Consider the following 16614-nt stretch of genomic DNA (forward strand, 5'->3'; position numbering starts at 1 on the left):
TTTCTCTCCCATACAAATATGGATGATGGTGAAGAGATATTAAAATGAAGTGCTGTTTCTGGGTATGAGCTTTTGTGGAGTCTCATCCAGTTCAGCACTTTTAATTTATACATATAAGAATATGCTTGTTTACTAGTTTTCACAATTAAACCATTAATTCCATATTTTTGATACATTCGTACCCAAAATAGTACAGTGGCACTACCATTAATATTATACTTGTGGTTCAACGAAGTTGAACCAGTCCCTGATAAGTATTCTAATACTATTTGTAATTTTAATTTGCTACTAAATTTAACCAAAAAAATAACCCCCAAATTATTGAACATTTTATTGTCCAACTTTTGGGGGTCGCTTCAAAACAGCCTTGATTTGTCTAGCTTTTTTATTTTTTATATTCGCAAATTTCAATTAGATTTCCTTCAGGGTCTGTGATGTGAATTGAATTCATTTCTCCATTTGAACCATGAACTAATTTGGGACCATCTACGATATTAACTCCATAATTTGCTAAATGTGATTGAATATCTTTTAAACTATCTTTAGCAATGACACAAAAACTTGCTGAAGATGCAGTTTCTTTATCAGGTGTTAATTCGTTTTGACTACGTAAAACTAATTTTATTTTTTGTTTACCAATTTGTAGTAAGATGCTTTTGGTATCTTGATTTACAATTGGCAAATCTAAAACTTCGTGATAAAAACGCATACATCTTTCTAAATTTTCTACGGCAATAGTTATATGATCAATATCTTTAATTTTCATGTTAACCATTCCAACTTTCATTTTATATTTTATTTATTAACATATTAACTAGTATATCATTTTTATATAATTGACGTTATCACTGTAAATATGGTAATTTTAGTACTGTATATTTAAAAAAGGAAACGAACTAAGGGGAGAAAATTTTGGCTTTACTTGATGTTGAAAATTTAAGTATGGGTTTTGCAGATAAAATGCTATACGACGAAGCCAGTTTTCAATTGAATAAAGGCGAACACATGGGAATAGTTGGCCAAAATGGAGTAGGTAAAAGTACTCTTATTAAGTTGATTACTGGAGTTGAATTACCACTTTCTGGCTCGGTAAAATGGCAGAAAAATACCAAAATTGGTTACTTAGATCAATATGCCGATATTCCTGAAGGCATGACTTTGATCAAGTTTTTGCATACGGCCTATAAAGATTTATATGACATGTCTGAACATATGGAAAAATTATATGAACAATATGCTGAGACCATGGATGATAAGTTGTTAGAACAAGCCGGTAGAATTCAAGAAAATCTAGAAGCACATAGTTTTTATGATATAGAAACTGAAATTGAAAGAGTTATTACTGGACTAGGTTTAGATGACGTTAAGCGTGATCAAGCAATTGCTAATATGTCAGGTGGACAACGTTCCAAAATCATCTTAGCTAAATTAATTTTGGAAAGTCCAGATGTTATTTTGCTTGATGAACCAACTAACTATCTAGATACTGCACATATTGCTTGGCTAGTGGATTATTTAAATTCATTCCAAGGTGCTGCAATGATTATTTCACACGATTACGATTTCTTGGAACAAGTTACTAACTGTATTATTAATGTTGCTTTTGGAAAAATCATGAAGTATCGTGGTAGCTTTAAACAAGCAATGCGTCAACGCCATGAACGTGAAAAAGCCCAACAACGTGAATATGAGAAGCAACAAGTTCAAATTGAAAAAGCTAAGAGTTTTATTCGTAAAAATAAAGCGGGTTCCAAATCAACCATGGCTAAATCACGTGAAAAAATGTTATCGCATATGGAAATTGTTGAACCACCTTCGACTAACATTCATGCTTCATTTGATTTTCCATACGAAGATACTGGGTCACAAAATGCTTTAAGTGTAGATGAACTTTCGGTTGGTTATGATAAACCACTATTGAAACCAGTTAGTTTTTCAGTCAATACAGACCAAAAAGTTGGTTTCGAAGGTTTTAATGGGGTTGGTAAATCAACATTAATTAAAACTATCTTAGGACTGTTAAAACCAAAAGGTGGTTCTGCTAATTTTTCGCCATCCGCTAAGGTTAGTTACTTCAGTCAAGATTTGGTTTGGAGTAATGACAATCAAACACCATTACAAATAGTTCAAGAAAAATATCCTAAGTTAACCCAAAAAGATATTCGAACTAAGTTAGCAAAATGTGGTTTAGATGCAGCTAATGCGATGAAACCAATTGGGGAACTATCTGGTGGTGAACAAACTAAGGTTAAATTATCGATGATGGAATTTGTGCCTAGTAATTTCTTAATCATGGATGAACCAACTAATCACTTAGATGATGAAACTAAAGAGTCTCTAAAACGTGCAATTAAAGCATTTCCCGGAAATGCAATTATTGTTTCACATGAGGCTAGTTTCTATAACGGACTGGTTGATAAGGTCTTAGATGTTGAAAAGCTAAGTTTAAGGGAACAACCTAAATAAAATAAAAAATCACTATCAAATTAATTGATAGTGATTTTTTATTAGTCATTTCTAAAGTCATTGTGACCAAAGTATTCATATCCCGCTAGTAGTGGGCGATTAATAATTTGAGGAAGGGTTACAAAATGATAACCACGACTTCTTAAACTTTCAATAATTGAAGGAACCGCTTGTACTGAAGTAGGGTGAATATCATGCATTAAAATAACAGATCCAGGATAAACGGTTTTTATAACTTGTTGTTCAGTTTGTAATGCATTTAAGAATTTCCAGTCCATTGAGTCAACTGACCACATAACGATTGGAGTTTGTGCAATGTTGCTAACAGTCGAGTTTGTAGCTCCGTATGGAGGTCTTAAGTAGCTAGGTAATTTACCCGTTGCTTTATAGATTGCAGCATTAGTGCCAGCGATTTGTTTTTGGATTTGTTCTTTCGATAAGGAGTTTAATTGAGGATGACTCCAAGAATGATTACCAATCAAATTACCTGATTCAGCAACTTGTTTACTTACCTTAGGATACTTATCAACATTACTACCTAATTCAAAAAATGTAGCTGGTACTTTGTATCTACGTAATATTTTTAATAATTTAGGTGTTAAAGTTGGGTCAGGACCATCATCAAAAGTTAAAGTTACCGTTTTTTCGTTAGTATTAACATTTCTAAAACGATATGGCTTAGGCAAATAACGATTTAAAATAATTCCGCTCAATTGTTTCAAAGGAATGGCTACTTTTACAACTTTATAGTTGTTGTTTTTTAAATAGATTGTAAAGTAGTTTTTGCTGATTTCGAAACCTTTACTTTTTAAGCTAGCTGGAACATTAAAATTAATTAACCCCTGAGCAGCTTTATTATTTAAATTGTTTTTTTCAGCTATTCGATTTCTTAATAATTGTCTAATTGTTATTAGCTTGTGATTGTCGTTACCGATAATTTGTCCATAAGTTAATTTACTAATTTTGCTAACTGCCTTTTTAGGCTTAACTTTGCTTTTATTACTTGGAGTCTTTTTATTATTACCAGTACGTGTCTTATTATTTTGACTATTTATAACTTTTTCCACGTCATTATTCTTTTTACTACTATTTTTAGCGTTTTCGTTAGCGTTAACTGAAATATTACTTACGAATAGTAATGCTATTACAGTCAATAAGATAAAAACTAATCTATATGACTTTTTATACATTCTCATTCATAGTCTCCTCTTTCAACCTCTCTAATAAATGTTGCTAAATGGTCATAATAAACCGGCGCATTATCAATCATGTGATGGTGTCCACCATTAGGCGTAGAAACAAATTTAGCTTTTGGAATCATTTCAGCCATACGTTTTCCAGTTTCTAGAGGCATGGATTCATGTTCACCAAACGTTACTAGAGTAGGAACTTTATCGTCTTTTAAGTTTTTAGTGTTGTGCCATTCGCCTAATTTTCCAGTAATAACAAATTCATTATCACCTTGGAAGGCGTTGTAAATGTCAGTGTTAGCTACATTAACTAAGTGGTCTAATTTAGAAGGTTGCTTACGGTCAATGTAGTCTTTATTTAGTTTATCAACACATTTTTGATATCTTTCGTTGTCATAATCGTTTTTAGCTTCACATTCTTTCATGAAAGCTAAGTCTTCTGGTGAAAATTCTTTTTCACGAATTTCATCCAAATGTTTAGTGTAATCATCAATTTCATCAACCATTGATGAAATAATGGCTCCTTTTAAATGATTACCATATTTTTGTGAATATAGTTGAACTAATAGGCCACCCCAAGATTGTCCAATTAAGTAAAAATCATCGAGGCCTAACTTTTGACGAACTTCTTCAACTTCATCTACAAAGTAGTCGTATGATAAAATCTTTTTCGCAGTTTCAGGGTCACTTAAATCAGGCGTGTCAGAGTACCAAGAGCCTAATTGGTCGTACATAGTAACTTGAACGTCTAATCCTTGCTTTTTCAATTCTTCAGCCGTGTTTTCCCAGTATTCGTGAGTTCCACCGGGGCCACCATGTAATGCTAATAAGTTAATTTTTCCTTCACCAGAAGTATGTGTCCATAAATGATATCCATTATCTAAAGTGATTATTTTTGTACCTTGTTTCAAATTAATCCCTCATTTCGTAGTTTTGTCATTAATATCGTAACACTTTTTATAATAATATAAATTAATTATCAAAAATTGGTATTTCAATTGATGATTCTTTTAAGTTGATTGAATAATTAATGTCTTGATTGCCGCGATTAGTCATTTCAAAATCAGTTGCATAAACAACTAAACCAATTTGATGCCCCTTAGTTAAATGATAAAAAGTAGGTTGCAATTCCATTTCAACATCGTAAAAAGTGTTCGCTTCCATTTCATCCACTGAATAGTTATTAGTACGGTTTTGTAGGTTAATGTGACCTTCAGTTATCTTTTTATAAGAGGTGGTCTTTTTTTGTAATTTAAATTCTCTTAGACTATCTTCTCGCCATAAAAAGCCTTCGTTAATACGCTTGTATTCAACACTTTGTGGACTTTCGGTTAAACGTTTGGCGTCTCCGTAATCGACTAGCATAAAACTAAGCATTCCATAGTTTTGGTCAGATGCGACGTTTACTTTAACATTTACTTTACCATCGATAAAGGTATCATCATCTAAAGCTTTAGTTTTGAAGATCAGACGGTTATTTTTCATTTCACTATTATCTTCTAGTAAGTCTTTACGCCATTTATCGTAATTTTTAGTGTATTTATCAAACGTTGAGGTTTCTAATTTATCATTAAAGGATAGTTTTGAATCGCTAATTTCACTACTCATTAAACTGTTTTCATTTAAATGATATTCCAAACTAACTTCGGCATCTGACCAATCTTCATAAGTATTCCAAGTTTCTGGTTTTACATTATCTTGGATAGTAACATTAGGAATTAACTCATTAGCCTTATTTTTAATCCCTAATAGTTTGTTAGTTAACCATAAATTCATCATATCGGTGAAATCTAAAGATTGAAAGGCATTGATATAAATATGTTGTCCTTGGTGTAAAAATAATTTAGTTTCAACTGGGACCTTTTTCAAAGCTTGCCATAGATTTTCGACATTTCGTGGTTTTACGTTCCAATCGTTTAATCCATGAACTAACACCATGTCTGCTTTAATATTTTTAACATCTTTTAGATAATTACGAGCATCCCAGAAAGTGTTATAGTTACCAGTTTCACGGTCTTGTTGCTTAGTAATATTTTTTAGTTGAGTTAGCCATTTATTTTTAATCTTCATATAATCCCCAGCTTCTTGCTGGCGACTAAATGTTTCTTCGGCTAAAACATCAGCATCTTCACCCTGAAAGCCACCTGGTGCAACAACTAAACCATTGTCACGATAGTAGTCATACCAACTAGAAATTGCAGCTTCGGAAATACAAGTTTTAAGGCCATCAACTCCGGTAGTAGCAGCCGCTGTTTGTAGAGTTCCTAAATAAGAACGACCAGTCATTGCTACGTTGCCATTTGACCACCATGCTTTGATTTCAGTGTTATCAACTTTGTTAGTGAAGGCTGTGCGATTACCAGCTAACCATTCAATTACGGCGGTAGCAGATTTAGTTTCTTCAGGGGAGCCAGTAGTTCTTAAACCGTCAGATTCCTTAGTTCCAATTCCAGCAGAATAGACTACAGCAAATCCACGGGCTAAGAAGTAATCGTTTAATGTATATGAGGCTTCTCGGTCAAAAGTTTGTTCAGCTTTGCGAGTTTTACCTTCAATATTTCTAGGTTCTGGTAACTCAGCTTTTTTATCTTTAAATTTAATTTGGTCATACTTATAACTTACAGGTTCTTTGTGTTTTAAAGGTACATTAACTTTGTGGGTTAATTTTTCACCACTTTCATCATTAGTACCTTGATTGTAAGGACTAGCTGTAAATAAAACTGGGACACTGCTTTTGTTACTTTCTTTAGGTCTTAAAATTTCAACCTTTAATAAGTCTAATTTTCCATCTTCATCAGTATCTTGTGATGCTTCTACATACACGACTTCACGAATTAATTCGTTAGTGTCGTAAACAGGCATTGATTTTCCATTAAAAATCAATGGCTTTTCAAACTTATTATAGTTTTGTGCAAAGTAGCCAGTTGAAGCTAAATAATCTATGTAAGTTTGACCATATTTATTGTGGGTATTTAATAATAAATACCATGCTGAAATGACTTCATCCGTAGACATTGGGTCTTTTGAATTATCAACTGGCAAATTCCATTCTTTCATTTTTGAAATAGAATCATCAATCTCAAAATCAACACCAACTTGAAAACCTAACAGTTGTAGAGCGATATTGTAGAAAGCAATTTTCGAAAGTGGTTCGTTGTCATCTAGATAACTTAGTGCATCCTCATCTTCTGAAGCTAGAATGCCTGATATCTTTTGGCCTTTAATAGCGTTACTTTGACTATCTAAAAATGCTTTTAGTAAAAATTCTTTTAATAATGCACAAGGTTTATCAATTTTTTCTGCATCTGAGTCTAAAAAATGTAACTTTTCTAATTCAATTTTTTTATTTTTAAAATCATTTGGTACGATTGCAAATTGGTTATTTTTCATATACGCCACCCCTTTAAATTGGTTCAATTATATCCTAATTTTCATCAATGTTATAATGAACAGATATAATTAGTCAATTCGGGAGGGATTAAGATATGGTTACTGAGATTGATGGTGGGGCAATTGTATATCGTTTGATAGAAGATAAACCATACTATTTACTTGAAAAAAGTGCTACTAGTGATTTTTGGGGCTTCCCAAAGGGACATATTGAAAAAGGTGAAGATTTAGTGCAAGCCGCAATTCGTGAAATTAAAGAAGAAACTGGCATTGATGCTTCCATCGATCCTAATTTTAAATATGTGATTGAGTACGACATGAAAAATGGTCATCATAAATCAGTTACTTTTTATAGTAGTAAAGTGAATACCGATAAAGTAATGTTACAAAAAGAAGAAATTAGTGATTTTGCGTGGTTAGGCTATGATGATGCACGTTCTAAGCTAACTTTTGAAAATTTGAAACTAGCATTAGATGCAATGCATAAATATATATCTAACAAACATTCTTAATTTTAAGGAGTATTTATAATGGCAAATAAAGTAATTGTAGTTACTGGGGCGGCTGGCTCTGGAAAGACTACGGTTAGAAATTACTTAGCTAAGCATTTTAAAATGACTAAGGTAATTACCCATACAACGCGTGAACCACGTTTCAATGAAAAAGATGGTGCTGATTATTATTTTGAAAATAGTGATACTTTTAATCAAAAGCACTATTTAGAGACTGTCACTTATTCTGGAGCTAAGTATGGTTCATCATATGAAGGATTAAATTTAGCTTGGCAAAAGTCATCGGATGCCGTTATTGTTTTAGACACTAAGGGTGCTATAACTTATAAGCAAAAGCTAGGCGCACAGGCTGTAGTTATTTTTTTGCAGGTGAATAATGTTGAAATGTTAAAACATCGAATGATTAAACGTGGTGATTCAATGCGTAAGATTATTCAAAGGATTAATAGCTTAGAGTACAAAAGAGATCAACAATTGCCAGCTGAATTAAGTAATTCAATCGTTATAAATAATGATAATTGGGATGCTACAAAGCAAAAGTTAAATCATATATTTGGTAAATAAAAAAATTTCCTTAAAATAAGGAAATTTTTTTATTTTTTTATTACATATTTTTCGAAACGATTTAAATCACTATCAGGTAATTCAACTTTAATTTCAGTTCCTTCAGCATTGTATTTGGTTTCGAGTACATTGGCGTTGGAATTGAGATATTCAACAACATTGCCATCGCTGAATGGAATTAATAAGTTGATAGTTGCGTAGTTTTTTAAAATCTTTTCTTTAATGACATTAACTAACTCATTAACCGATGAATCTTCCAAAGCAGCCATTGTTAAACTGTTACCAGTACGAACAGGGCGACTTTCATTAGCTAAATCAGCTTTATTAAAGATTGTTAGCATCGGAATATTTTCAATACCAATCTCCTTTAGAGTTTCGTTGGTAGTTTCCATCATTAGTTGTTTATTTTCATCAGACTCATCGACTACTTGAACTAATAAATCAGCACTGGCAGCTTCTGATAGCGTTGAACGGAAGGCTTTAATTAATTGGTGTGGCAATTTACTTACAAATCCAACCGTGTCAGATAACAACATTTTCTTTTGGTCTGAAAATACTAATTTCCTAACGCTAGTATCCAAAGTTGCAAACAGCATGTTTTTTACCATAACTTGTTTTTCAACGTTTTCACCATATCGTTGTACTAACTGATTCATGATTGTTGATTTTCCAGCATTAGTATAACCCACTAAAGCTACATTAGGAATATCTGACTTAGCACGTTGCTTTCTTTGTGTTTTGTCAGATTTTTCAATTGTTTTTAATTCTTCTTTAATATGAGTGATGCTTTTTTCAATAACTCGGCGATTTAATTCCAATTGTGATTCACCGGAACCACGGTTAGTGAAACCGCCACCTCCAGAACCGGTTTGTTGGTCTAGACGTTGACTAGCACTAGTGTGTAGTCTTGGTAATTGGTACTGTAGCTTAGCTAATTGCACTTGTAATTTAGCTTCATGAGTACGAGCTCGATTGGCAAATATTTCTAAAATTAATCCAGTTCGGTCAATAATTTTAACTTCAGTCTTTTTTTCTAAATTTCTAAGTTGGCTAGGTGATAATTCATCATTAACTACTACGGTATTTACATTATGAGCAGTAGCAGTTTCTTTTAATAATTCTACTTTTCCCTTACCAAAGTAGGTGGCTGAGTCAGGATGATCTAATTTCTGAACTAATTCTTCAACTACTTGCATATTGTTCGCAAATGCCAATGCTGACAATTCTTTCATTGAGTACTCAAATCGTTCATTATTTAAATTTAATCCGATAGTTATTACCGGTAATAATTCATTATTCAATCAATTATCCCCCTTAATTGTTGCTAATATTATAACATTTATAGTTATAACATCGAACTAATTTTATTTATAAAAAATGAGCATTAAATTTGAATGATGTTAAAAAAATTAAAACAAATCATTGATTTTAATCTGTTTTTAATGTTAATATATTTACAACTTTTATAAAAGCAGATTTTTTTCAAATACGCGATTTGAAAATAAAAAAGGGTGGGGTTTATTTTATGAAGTTAAGTTCAGTTGTAAAACTTAGTACAGTTGGATTATCATCAGCTTTACTTCTAGCTGCTTGTGGTAATTCTTCTCAAGAATCTAAGAGTAAGACAATTCAATGGCAAGAAAGTGCCAATTTGCCAACTTTAGATGTTTCCAAGGCTACAGACCATGTTAGTGCTGAAACATTAAGCAACAGTAATGAGGGATTACTTAATTCTGCTAAAGATAGTAAAGTAGCTCCTGGTGTTGCTGAAAGCTACAAGGTTTCTAAAGATGGTAAGACATATACATTTAACTTGAGACATTCAAAATGGAGTGATGGGAAACCAGTTACTGCTAAAGACTTTGTCTATGGATGGCAAAGATCAGTTGCACCTAAGACTGCATCTCAATACTCATATTTATTTGATCATGTTAAGAATGCAACTGAAATTAGTCAAAATAAAGCACCGGTTTCTTCATTGGGTGTAAAGGCTGATGGTGATTATAAATTAGTAGTTACCTTGTCTAAGCCTCAATCATACTTTAAATACTTAGTTACTATGACACCTTTCTTCCCACAAAGTGAAAGTGCGGTTAAGAAATTTGGTTCAGCCTATGGAACTAACAGTAGTAGCATGATTTACAACGGTCCATTTAAGGTTACTGGTTGGACTGGTACTAATGATAGTTGGACACTTACGCGTAATAAAGAATACTGGAATAACAAAGCTACTAAGATTGACGGTGTTAAGTTCAATGTTCAAAAGACACCAAGTACGGCTTTAAATGAATACCAATCTGGTAAATTAGATGCTATTAAACTTGTTGGTGCTCAACAAGTTGGTCAATACAAGAACAGTAAAGAATTCCATAATGAAAAGACAGCTTCAACATTCTATCTTGAATTGAATCAAAAGAAAGATCCAGCATTCAGAAATGTAAACATTCGTAAAGCTCTTTCATTAGCAATTAATCGTCAACAATTTACTAAGAATACTTTAGGTGACGGTTCACTTCCTGCTGTTGGCTATGTATCTCCAGGTTTAGCATCACTAAAGGGTAAAGACTTCACTAATGATGCTTATGTAAAATCTGGTGTTGACTATAACATGGCTGAAGCTAAGAAATTATGGGCCAAGGGACTTAAAGAAGTTGGTAAGAAGAACTTAAACGTTTCCTTACTTTCTGATGATACTGCTGCTGGTAAGAATACGACTGAATATCTACAAACTCAATTTGAACAATTACCTGGTTTGAAAGTTACTAACCAAAACTTACCATTCAAGAGTCGTTTATCACGTTCACAAAATGGTCAATTTGACATGGTGGTTTCTGCTTGGAATGGTGACTTCCCAGACCCAATCACATTCTTAACACTATTTACTTCTGATAACTCATACAACAATGGTAAATGGAAGAATGCGGAATATGATAAGTTAGTTCAAAATGCTGAAGGTCAAGATGCTAACAACACTGACAAGCGTTGGAACGACATGGTTCAAGCTGAAAAGACTTTGATGAACGATCAAGGAATCATCCCAATCTATCATCAAGCTCAACCATACGCTATCAACTCACGTGTTCAAGGAGTTCAATTCTACCCAACAGGTTCAGGATTAGACTTCCGTAATGCTAGCGTTAAATAATTAAAAGGTACTCATATAACACTTTTTAATTAAATCTTGATATCATAGAAACATTAACAAAAAGTAAGTAATTTTAAATTACTTACTATACATATTGAACAAATAAAGTTTGGTATTAATAAAATACAGAATGCGAGGAATATCATGGTAAAGTATTTAGCAAAAAGAATATTTTATTTGGCATTAACATTATTTATTGTTACTACCATAACCTTCTTTTTAATGAAACTCATGCCAGGGACACCCCTGACTAACCAAGCTAAGTTGTCTCCTACTGAGCAACAATTGATTTTACAACAATATGGTTTAGATAAACCAGTCTGGCAACAGTACTTGAGTTACTTAGCTAACGCTGTACATGGTAACTTTGGAACATCATTCCAATTTAGTGACCAACCAGTATCATATCTTATTAGTAGTAGAATTGGACCTTCATTGTTATTAGGTTTACAAGCTATGTTAATCGGTGTACTTCTAGGAATTGTTTTAGGGGCATTGGGTGCAATTAAGAAAAACACTTGGGTTGACACTTCTACAACTATTATTTCAATTCTAGGAATTTCAATTCCATCATTTGTGCTAGCTATTTTACTTCAATATTTCTTTGGATTGAAATTACGTGCTTTCCCAATCGCTGGATGGAGTGGTTTTGCTTACACAATCATGCCAACAATTGCTTTAGCGGTAATGCCATTGGCTGAATCAGCACGATTCGTTAGAACTGAAATGGTTGATGTTTTAAATTCAGACTATATTGAGCTGGCCCGAGCTAAAGGGTTAGGTAAATTAGGAATTATTTACCACCATGCTTTGAGAAATAGTTTGATACCATTAATTACAATCATTGGTCCATTAGCCGTAAATATTATGACTGGATCACTAGTTGTTGAAAATATTTTTGCTATTCCAGGAATTGGTGAACAATTTGTTAACTCTATCACTACTAATGATTATCCAACCATCATGGGATTAACCATTGTATATTGTTTCATGCTATGTGTAGTGTTATTGATAACTGACATCGTTTATGGATTAGTGGATCCAAGAATTAGAATTACAGGAAAGAGGGATTAAACAATGGCAGATAACGCAAATAAGTTACCTAAAGATGCTTTTGAACCATTATCAGATGGCTCTCATTTAGATAATGAACGAATTGCTGCTCCGTCATTAACCTTCTTGAAAGATTCTTGGCGTCGTCTTAAGAAAAATAAAGCAGCAATGATTTCAATGTATATTGTAATATTTTTCGTCGTGTTAGCTTTTGGTTCACAACTAATTCCATCAGTTAGTAACATTGCGACACATCCTAACTTAAATAATTTACCTCCAAGAATTCCGGGAATTGATATTCCAGGATTTAATGGAACTTTGGTCCAAGGTGGCCAAAGAGTTAATGCATATACTGGAGATGCAGCTAATGTTCATTACTGGTTAGGTAGTGATTATCTAGGTCGTGATTTATTAGCTAGAACTTTATCCGGTACTAGAATTTCATTAATTATTGCAATGGTAGCAACTTTCTTTGACTTAACCATCGGGGTTACTTACGGTATTATCTCCGGCTGGAAGGGCGGCAGAGTAGATACTATTATGCAAAGAATTATTGAAATCATGCTTTCCGTACCTAACTTGGTAGTTATGATTTTGCTATTATTACTTTTCAAACCCGGCATTGGTTCAATCGTATTGGTATTAGCCTTTACAGGTTGGATTAACATGGCGCGTTTAGTTAGAGCACAAACTTTAGAATTAAAGAGTCAAGAATTCGTATTGGCTGCTAGATCATTAGGGCAAAAGCCTTGGAAGATTGCCTTTAAACATTTATTACCAAACCTTTCAAGTGTAATTATTGTTAACACAATGCTTACGATTCCAAATGCTATTTTCTTTGAAGCATTCTTGTCATTCATTGGAATTGGAGTGCCAGCTCCAGCAGCTTCATTAGGTACATTAATTAGTGATGGTCAAAAATCATTCCAATACTTGCCATACCAAATGTGGATACCAGCAATCGTACTTTCATTATTAATGATTGCGTTCAATATTCTTGGTGATGGTCTTCGTGATGCCTTTGACCCTAGAACAAGAGAGTAGGTGAAACTTTGGAAAATAAAGATGACATTTTAGAGGTTAGAGATTTAAAAATTAATTTCAATACCTATGCAGGAAAGATTAAAGCGATTCGAGATGTTAGCTTTGATTTGAAAAAAGGTGAAACCCTCGCTATCGTTGGTGAGTCTGGGTCAGGTAAAACGGTAACCACTAGAAGTATTATGGGATTAAACGCCTCCAATACTGAAATTGCTGGTGGCAGTATTAAATTTAATGATGAAGAAATTTTAGGTAAAAGCGAAAAAGAATTGAGTAAATTTCGTGGAAAACATATCGCTGAAATTTTTCAAGACCCCATGACTTCATTGGATCCAACAATGAAAATTGGTCGTCAAATTGCTGAACCTTTAATGATTCATCAAAATATGAGCAAAGACAAAGCAATGGATAAGGCTTTAGAAATGTTGAAATTAGTAGGGATTACAAATGCCAAAGACCGTTTAAATGACTATCCTTATCAATTTTCAGGTGGAATGCGTCAAAGAATTGTGATTGCGATTGCTTTGATAACTTATCCAGAAATTATTATTGCCGATGAACCAACTACTGCTTTGGATGTTACAATTCAAGCTAAAATCCTTAAATTAATGAAAGAATTGCAAGATAAGATTAATACTTCAATTATCTTTATTACACATGATTTAGGGGTAGTTGCTGGAATGGCTGACCGTGTTGCAGTTATGTATGCCGGTAAGATTGTTGAATATGGAACGGTTGACGAAATCTTTTACAATCCTAAGCATCCATACACATGGGGACTATTGAGCTCCATGCCAACATTAGATACTAAATCAGAAGTGTTGCCTTCAATTCCAGGTACACCACCTGATTTATTAGAACCACCGGTTGGGGATGCTTTTGCAGCTAGAAATAAGTATGCTTTAAAAATTGATACGATTAAACAGCCACCATTCTTTAAAGTTTCTGATACGCATTATGCAGCGACATGGTTATTGGATGACCGTGCACCAAAGGTCACTCCACCAGACGAAATTGTAAAACGTCAAAAACATTTTAAAGATATTAATATGAAATAATAGGTGGTAAAAAATATGGAAGATAAAAATGCTCCTAAGATTTTACAGGTGGAACACTTAAAGCAATTTTTTAATGTGGGTAAACCTGATGAAGTTAAGGCTGTTAACGATATTACTTTTGATATTTACAAAGGTGAAACGTTTGGTTTAGTAGGTGAATCTGGCTCAGGTAAAACTACTACTGGTCGAGCTATTTGTCATTTATACACGCCTACTTCAGGTAAAATTACTTTTGAAGGTACTGACGTTTCTAAATTAAATAGTCGTGAAAAAAAGGCTAAGTTTAGACGAGATATGCAAATGGTATTCCAAGATCCATATGCATCCCTAAACCCACGAATGAAAGTTAAAGATATCGTTGCTGAAGGTATCGACATTAATCATTTAGCCAAAGATGATGATGATCGTAACAAGCAAGTGGAAGACTTACTTGAAACGGTTGGTTTGAATAAAGAACATGCTAATCGCTATCCTCACGAATTCTCTGGTGGTCAACGTCAAAGAATTGGGATTGCACGTGCATTGGCAGTTAAACCAAAGTTCATTATTGCTGATGAACCAATTTCAGCTCTTGATGTTTCTATTCAAGCGCAAGTAGTTAACTTGTTAAAGGAACTCCAAAGAAAACGTGGTTTAACTTATTTATTCATTGCACATGATTTATCAATGGTTAAATACATTAGTGACCGGATTGGGGTTATGCACTACGGTAAAATGCTAGAAATCGCTGATGCTGATGAATTGTATAATCATCCACTACATGATTACACTAGAAGTTTACTATCAGCAGTGCCAGTTCCTGACCCTGAATATGAACGTCAACGTCAAATTGTTGATTATGATGCTTCTAAAGAAGATGATGGACAAGAACGCAGTCTAGTAGAAATTTCACCTAGACATTACGTTAGAGCCACTAAAGAAGAAGTAGCAATGTATAAAGATAGATTAAATAATGGTAAATAAAAAGAAGAGATAAAATCTCTTCTTTTTTTAGTCTACTTTATTAAAAATAATCTAATTAAATTTAAATTGAATATGCTCCTATATAGTGATAATATATTTTTTTGTTAAAAACTTAATAAAAATTTAATTTTTGGAGAATTTTATATGCTTAATAAAATAAAATTTACGCTTATCATTTTTGTTTGTATAGTTTCTGTGCTTTTGTTCAATGATACTTATAGAATTCTTGCTACGCAAGTTTATAACGAAAATTTTAGTATTCTAGATGATCGGTATTTTTCAGAAAATAACGTTGATATTAGAAATATAGATAAAAATAATCCTATAGGTATAGCATCTATATTTCATATTTTTTCTAAAGATACTTATATTTCTGCTGATTGTAATGGAAATATTGCTTCTGAGAATTGTGACATTTTGGAATATGGTACTCGAACTAATAACTTTAATTTAACTAGTGGAGCTGATGTTTTTTATATTAAAAATGTAAAAGAAGTTCGTAATTCCACATCATTTAGGGGGGCAAAAAATCACGTAATTTTTGGAAGTAAAGTTCAAGGTGATTTTTCAGATAAAGGATTACAAATTAATAATCAAAACGTTAATAGTAAAAATATTCAGTCTTTAGTATTTAATAACGATAAATATATCGATTTTGACAATGAATTTATGAAGCTTGCTAATAAATCTGAACAATATTATTCACATCTTGAAGATTCTAATGATTTTAAAAAAAGTTTTTCAGATATGAATAGAAGAACAATAGAATTCGAAAATACTGATTCCACTAAAACTAAGTATTTGAATGTTCCTTATGAATATATATCTTGTCCGCAAGATATATTTTTAAAAAATATATCCCAAAATGCTAATGTTATTATTAATGTTACTGATATTCCAAATTCTTCTGAATTATCTATTAACACAAAAACACAGTTAAATTACCGTGGCTCTTATGGTAACTTGAATAGTTCTGAAAATCATAGTTTACCTAATAAAATTTTATGGAATTTTGGAAACTATTCTGGATCTATTCACTTTAGTAGTGGATTTTTTATGGGAAGTATTTTAGCTCCCAATGCCAAAATTAATTCTAGTGTTAACATTGACGGTAATTTAGTTGCTAAAGAAGTTAAAATTTCTGGAGAAACTCATAGATGGGATATTTCAACACCAGAGCAACCAAGCAAACCAGATACACCGGAACAACCAAGCAAACCAGATACACCGGA

The 16614-nt window shown here is 32.7% G+C and carries 15 protein-coding genes; 9 read left to right on the forward strand and 6 right to left on the reverse strand.

From position 1 onward, the window contains the following. Both FD06_RS07660 and FD06_RS03370 read right to left on the reverse strand, forming a co-directional pair. Positions 1-302, reverse strand: a 302-nt coding sequence (locus FD06_RS07660; RefSeq protein ID WP_162256009.1) for a helix-turn-helix domain-containing protein, incomplete at its 3' end; no start/stop codon positions are given. An 83-nt stretch (positions 303-385) separates the two neighbouring features. Beyond that, the gene (locus FD06_RS03370) at positions 386-766 is read right to left on the reverse strand and encodes a VOC family protein (RefSeq protein ID WP_056966090.1); all 381 of its coding nucleotides are present in this window, start codon (positions 764-766) and stop codon (positions 386-388) included. Between the two features lie 176 nt (positions 767-942). On the opposite strand from FD06_RS03370, the gene FD06_RS03375 reads away from it, so the two are divergent. Next, positions 943-2466 carry an ABC-F family ATP-binding cassette domain-containing protein gene (locus tag FD06_RS03375; protein ID WP_056966240.1) on the forward strand — a complete coding sequence of 508 codons (1524 nt, stop codon included), beginning with the start codon at positions 943-945 and terminating at the stop codon, positions 2464-2466. Between the two features lie 41 nt (positions 2467-2507). Here the strand turns inward: FD06_RS03375 and FD06_RS03380 are convergent, their stop codons facing one another. The 3 genes from FD06_RS03380 to FD06_RS03390 all read right to left on the reverse strand — a co-directional run bounded on the left by FD06_RS03380 (position 2508) and on the right by FD06_RS03390 (position 7046). Next, positions 2508-3662 carry a polysaccharide deacetylase family protein gene (locus FD06_RS03380; protein ID WP_056966092.1) on the reverse strand — a complete coding sequence of 385 codons (1155 nt, stop codon included), beginning with the start codon at positions 3660-3662 and terminating at the stop codon, positions 2508-2510. Then, positions 3659-4567, reverse strand: a complete 909-nt coding sequence (locus FD06_RS03385) for a proline iminopeptidase-family hydrolase (protein ID WP_054658803.1) — start codon at positions 4565-4567, stop codon at positions 3659-3661. Before FD06_RS03385 ends, FD06_RS03380 begins: the two co-directional genes overlap by 4 nt. A gap of 61 nt (positions 4568-4628) precedes the next feature. After that, on the reverse strand, positions 4629-7046 hold the full coding sequence (locus FD06_RS03390; protein WP_056966095.1) for a Xaa-Pro dipeptidyl-peptidase: 2418 nt from the start codon (positions 7044-7046) through the stop codon (positions 4629-4631). Positions 7047-7141: 95 nt separating this feature from the next. On the opposite strand from FD06_RS03390, the gene FD06_RS03395 reads away from it, so the two are divergent. Together FD06_RS03395 and FD06_RS03400 are read left to right on the forward strand one after the other, a co-directional pair. Continuing rightward, positions 7142-7558: a bis(5'-nucleosyl)-tetraphosphatase gene (locus FD06_RS03395; protein ID WP_056966097.1), complete on the forward strand. Its 417-nt coding sequence runs from the start codon at positions 7142-7144 to the stop codon at positions 7556-7558. 18 nt (positions 7559-7576) lie between these two features. Beyond that, on the forward strand, positions 7577-8122 hold the full coding sequence (locus FD06_RS03400; protein WP_054658801.1) for a guanylate kinase: 546 nt from the start codon (positions 7577-7579) through the stop codon (positions 8120-8122). A gap of 29 nt (positions 8123-8151) precedes the next feature. On the opposite strand, the gene hflX is transcribed toward FD06_RS03400, so the two are convergent. Continuing rightward, complete coding sequence (hflX, locus tag FD06_RS03405) at positions 8152-9423, reverse strand: GTPase HflX (protein WP_056966099.1); 1272 nt, start codon at positions 9421-9423, stop codon at positions 8152-8154. Between the two features lie 224 nt (positions 9424-9647). Between hflX and FD06_RS03410 the strand changes: the two genes are divergently transcribed. From FD06_RS03410 to FD06_RS03435, 6 genes are all read left to right on the forward strand, one after another. Continuing rightward, a complete protein-coding gene (locus FD06_RS03410) occupies positions 9648-11267 on the forward strand; it encodes a peptide ABC transporter substrate-binding protein (protein WP_054658795.1) in 1620 nt (539 codons plus the stop codon). A gap of 144 nt (positions 11268-11411) precedes the next feature. Then, entirely contained in the window at positions 11412-12341 is a 930-nt protein-coding gene (gene opp3b, locus FD06_RS03415) for an oligopeptide ABC transporter permease (RefSeq protein WP_054658797.1), read from the forward strand. A 3-nt stretch (positions 12342-12344) separates the two neighbouring features. Beyond that, positions 12345-13364 (forward strand): ABC transporter permease, encoded by a 1020-nt coding sequence (locus FD06_RS03420; RefSeq protein WP_056966101.1) that lies wholly within the window; start codon positions 12345-12347, stop codon positions 13362-13364. An 8-nt stretch (positions 13365-13372) separates the two neighbouring features. Next, positions 13373-14419 carry an ABC transporter ATP-binding protein gene (locus FD06_RS03425; RefSeq protein ID WP_056966103.1) on the forward strand — a complete coding sequence of 349 codons (1047 nt, stop codon included), beginning with the start codon at positions 13373-13375 and terminating at the stop codon, positions 14417-14419. A gap of 15 nt (positions 14420-14434) precedes the next feature. Further along, on the forward strand, positions 14435-15382 hold the full coding sequence (locus FD06_RS03430) for an ABC transporter ATP-binding protein (RefSeq protein ID WP_056966106.1): 948 nt from the start codon (positions 14435-14437) through the stop codon (positions 15380-15382). Positions 15383-15526: 144 nt separating this feature from the next. Beyond that, a partial coding sequence (locus FD06_RS03435) for a collagen-binding domain-containing protein (RefSeq protein ID WP_156403095.1) occupies positions 15527-16614 on the forward strand: 1088 nt, incomplete at its 3' end.

This window comes from Apilactobacillus ozensis DSM 23829 = JCM 17196 (assembly GCF_001435995.1).
In the GTDB taxonomy this organism is placed as follows: Bacteria; Bacillota; Bacilli; order Lactobacillales; family Lactobacillaceae; genus Apilactobacillus; species Apilactobacillus ozensis.

Excerpts from the sequence above, each read along its gene's own strand:
- FD06_RS03370 (WP_056966090.1), bottom strand. The coding sequence starts at position 766 with ATGAAAATTAAAGATATTGATCATATAACTATTGCCGTAGAAAATTTA.
- FD06_RS03375 (WP_056966240.1), top strand. The coding sequence starts at position 943 with ATGGGTTTTGCAGATAAAATGCTATACGACGAAGCCAGTTTTCAATTG.
- FD06_RS03380 (WP_056966092.1), bottom strand. The coding sequence starts at position 3,662 with ATGAGAATGTATAAAAAGTCATATAGATTAGTTTTTATCTTATTGACT.
- FD06_RS03390 (WP_056966095.1), bottom strand. The coding sequence starts at position 7,046 with ATGAAAAATAACCAATTTGCAATCGTACCAAATGATTTTAAAAATAAA.
- FD06_RS03395 (WP_056966097.1), top strand. The coding sequence starts at position 7,142 with ATGGTTACTGAGATTGATGGTGGGGCAATTGTATATCGTTTGATAGAA.
- FD06_RS03400 (WP_054658801.1), top strand. The coding sequence starts at position 7,577 with ATGGCAAATAAAGTAATTGTAGTTACTGGGGCGGCTGGCTCTGGAAAG.
- FD06_RS03410 (WP_054658795.1), top strand. The coding sequence starts at position 9,648 with ATGAAGTTAAGTTCAGTTGTAAAACTTAGTACAGTTGGATTATCATCA.
- opp3b (WP_054658797.1), top strand. The coding sequence starts at position 11,412 with ATGGTAAAGTATTTAGCAAAAAGAATATTTTATTTGGCATTAACATTA.
- FD06_RS03420 (WP_056966101.1), top strand. The coding sequence starts at position 12,345 with ATGGCAGATAACGCAAATAAGTTACCTAAAGATGCTTTTGAACCATTA.
- FD06_RS03430 (WP_056966106.1), top strand. The coding sequence starts at position 14,435 with ATGGAAGATAAAAATGCTCCTAAGATTTTACAGGTGGAACACTTAAAG.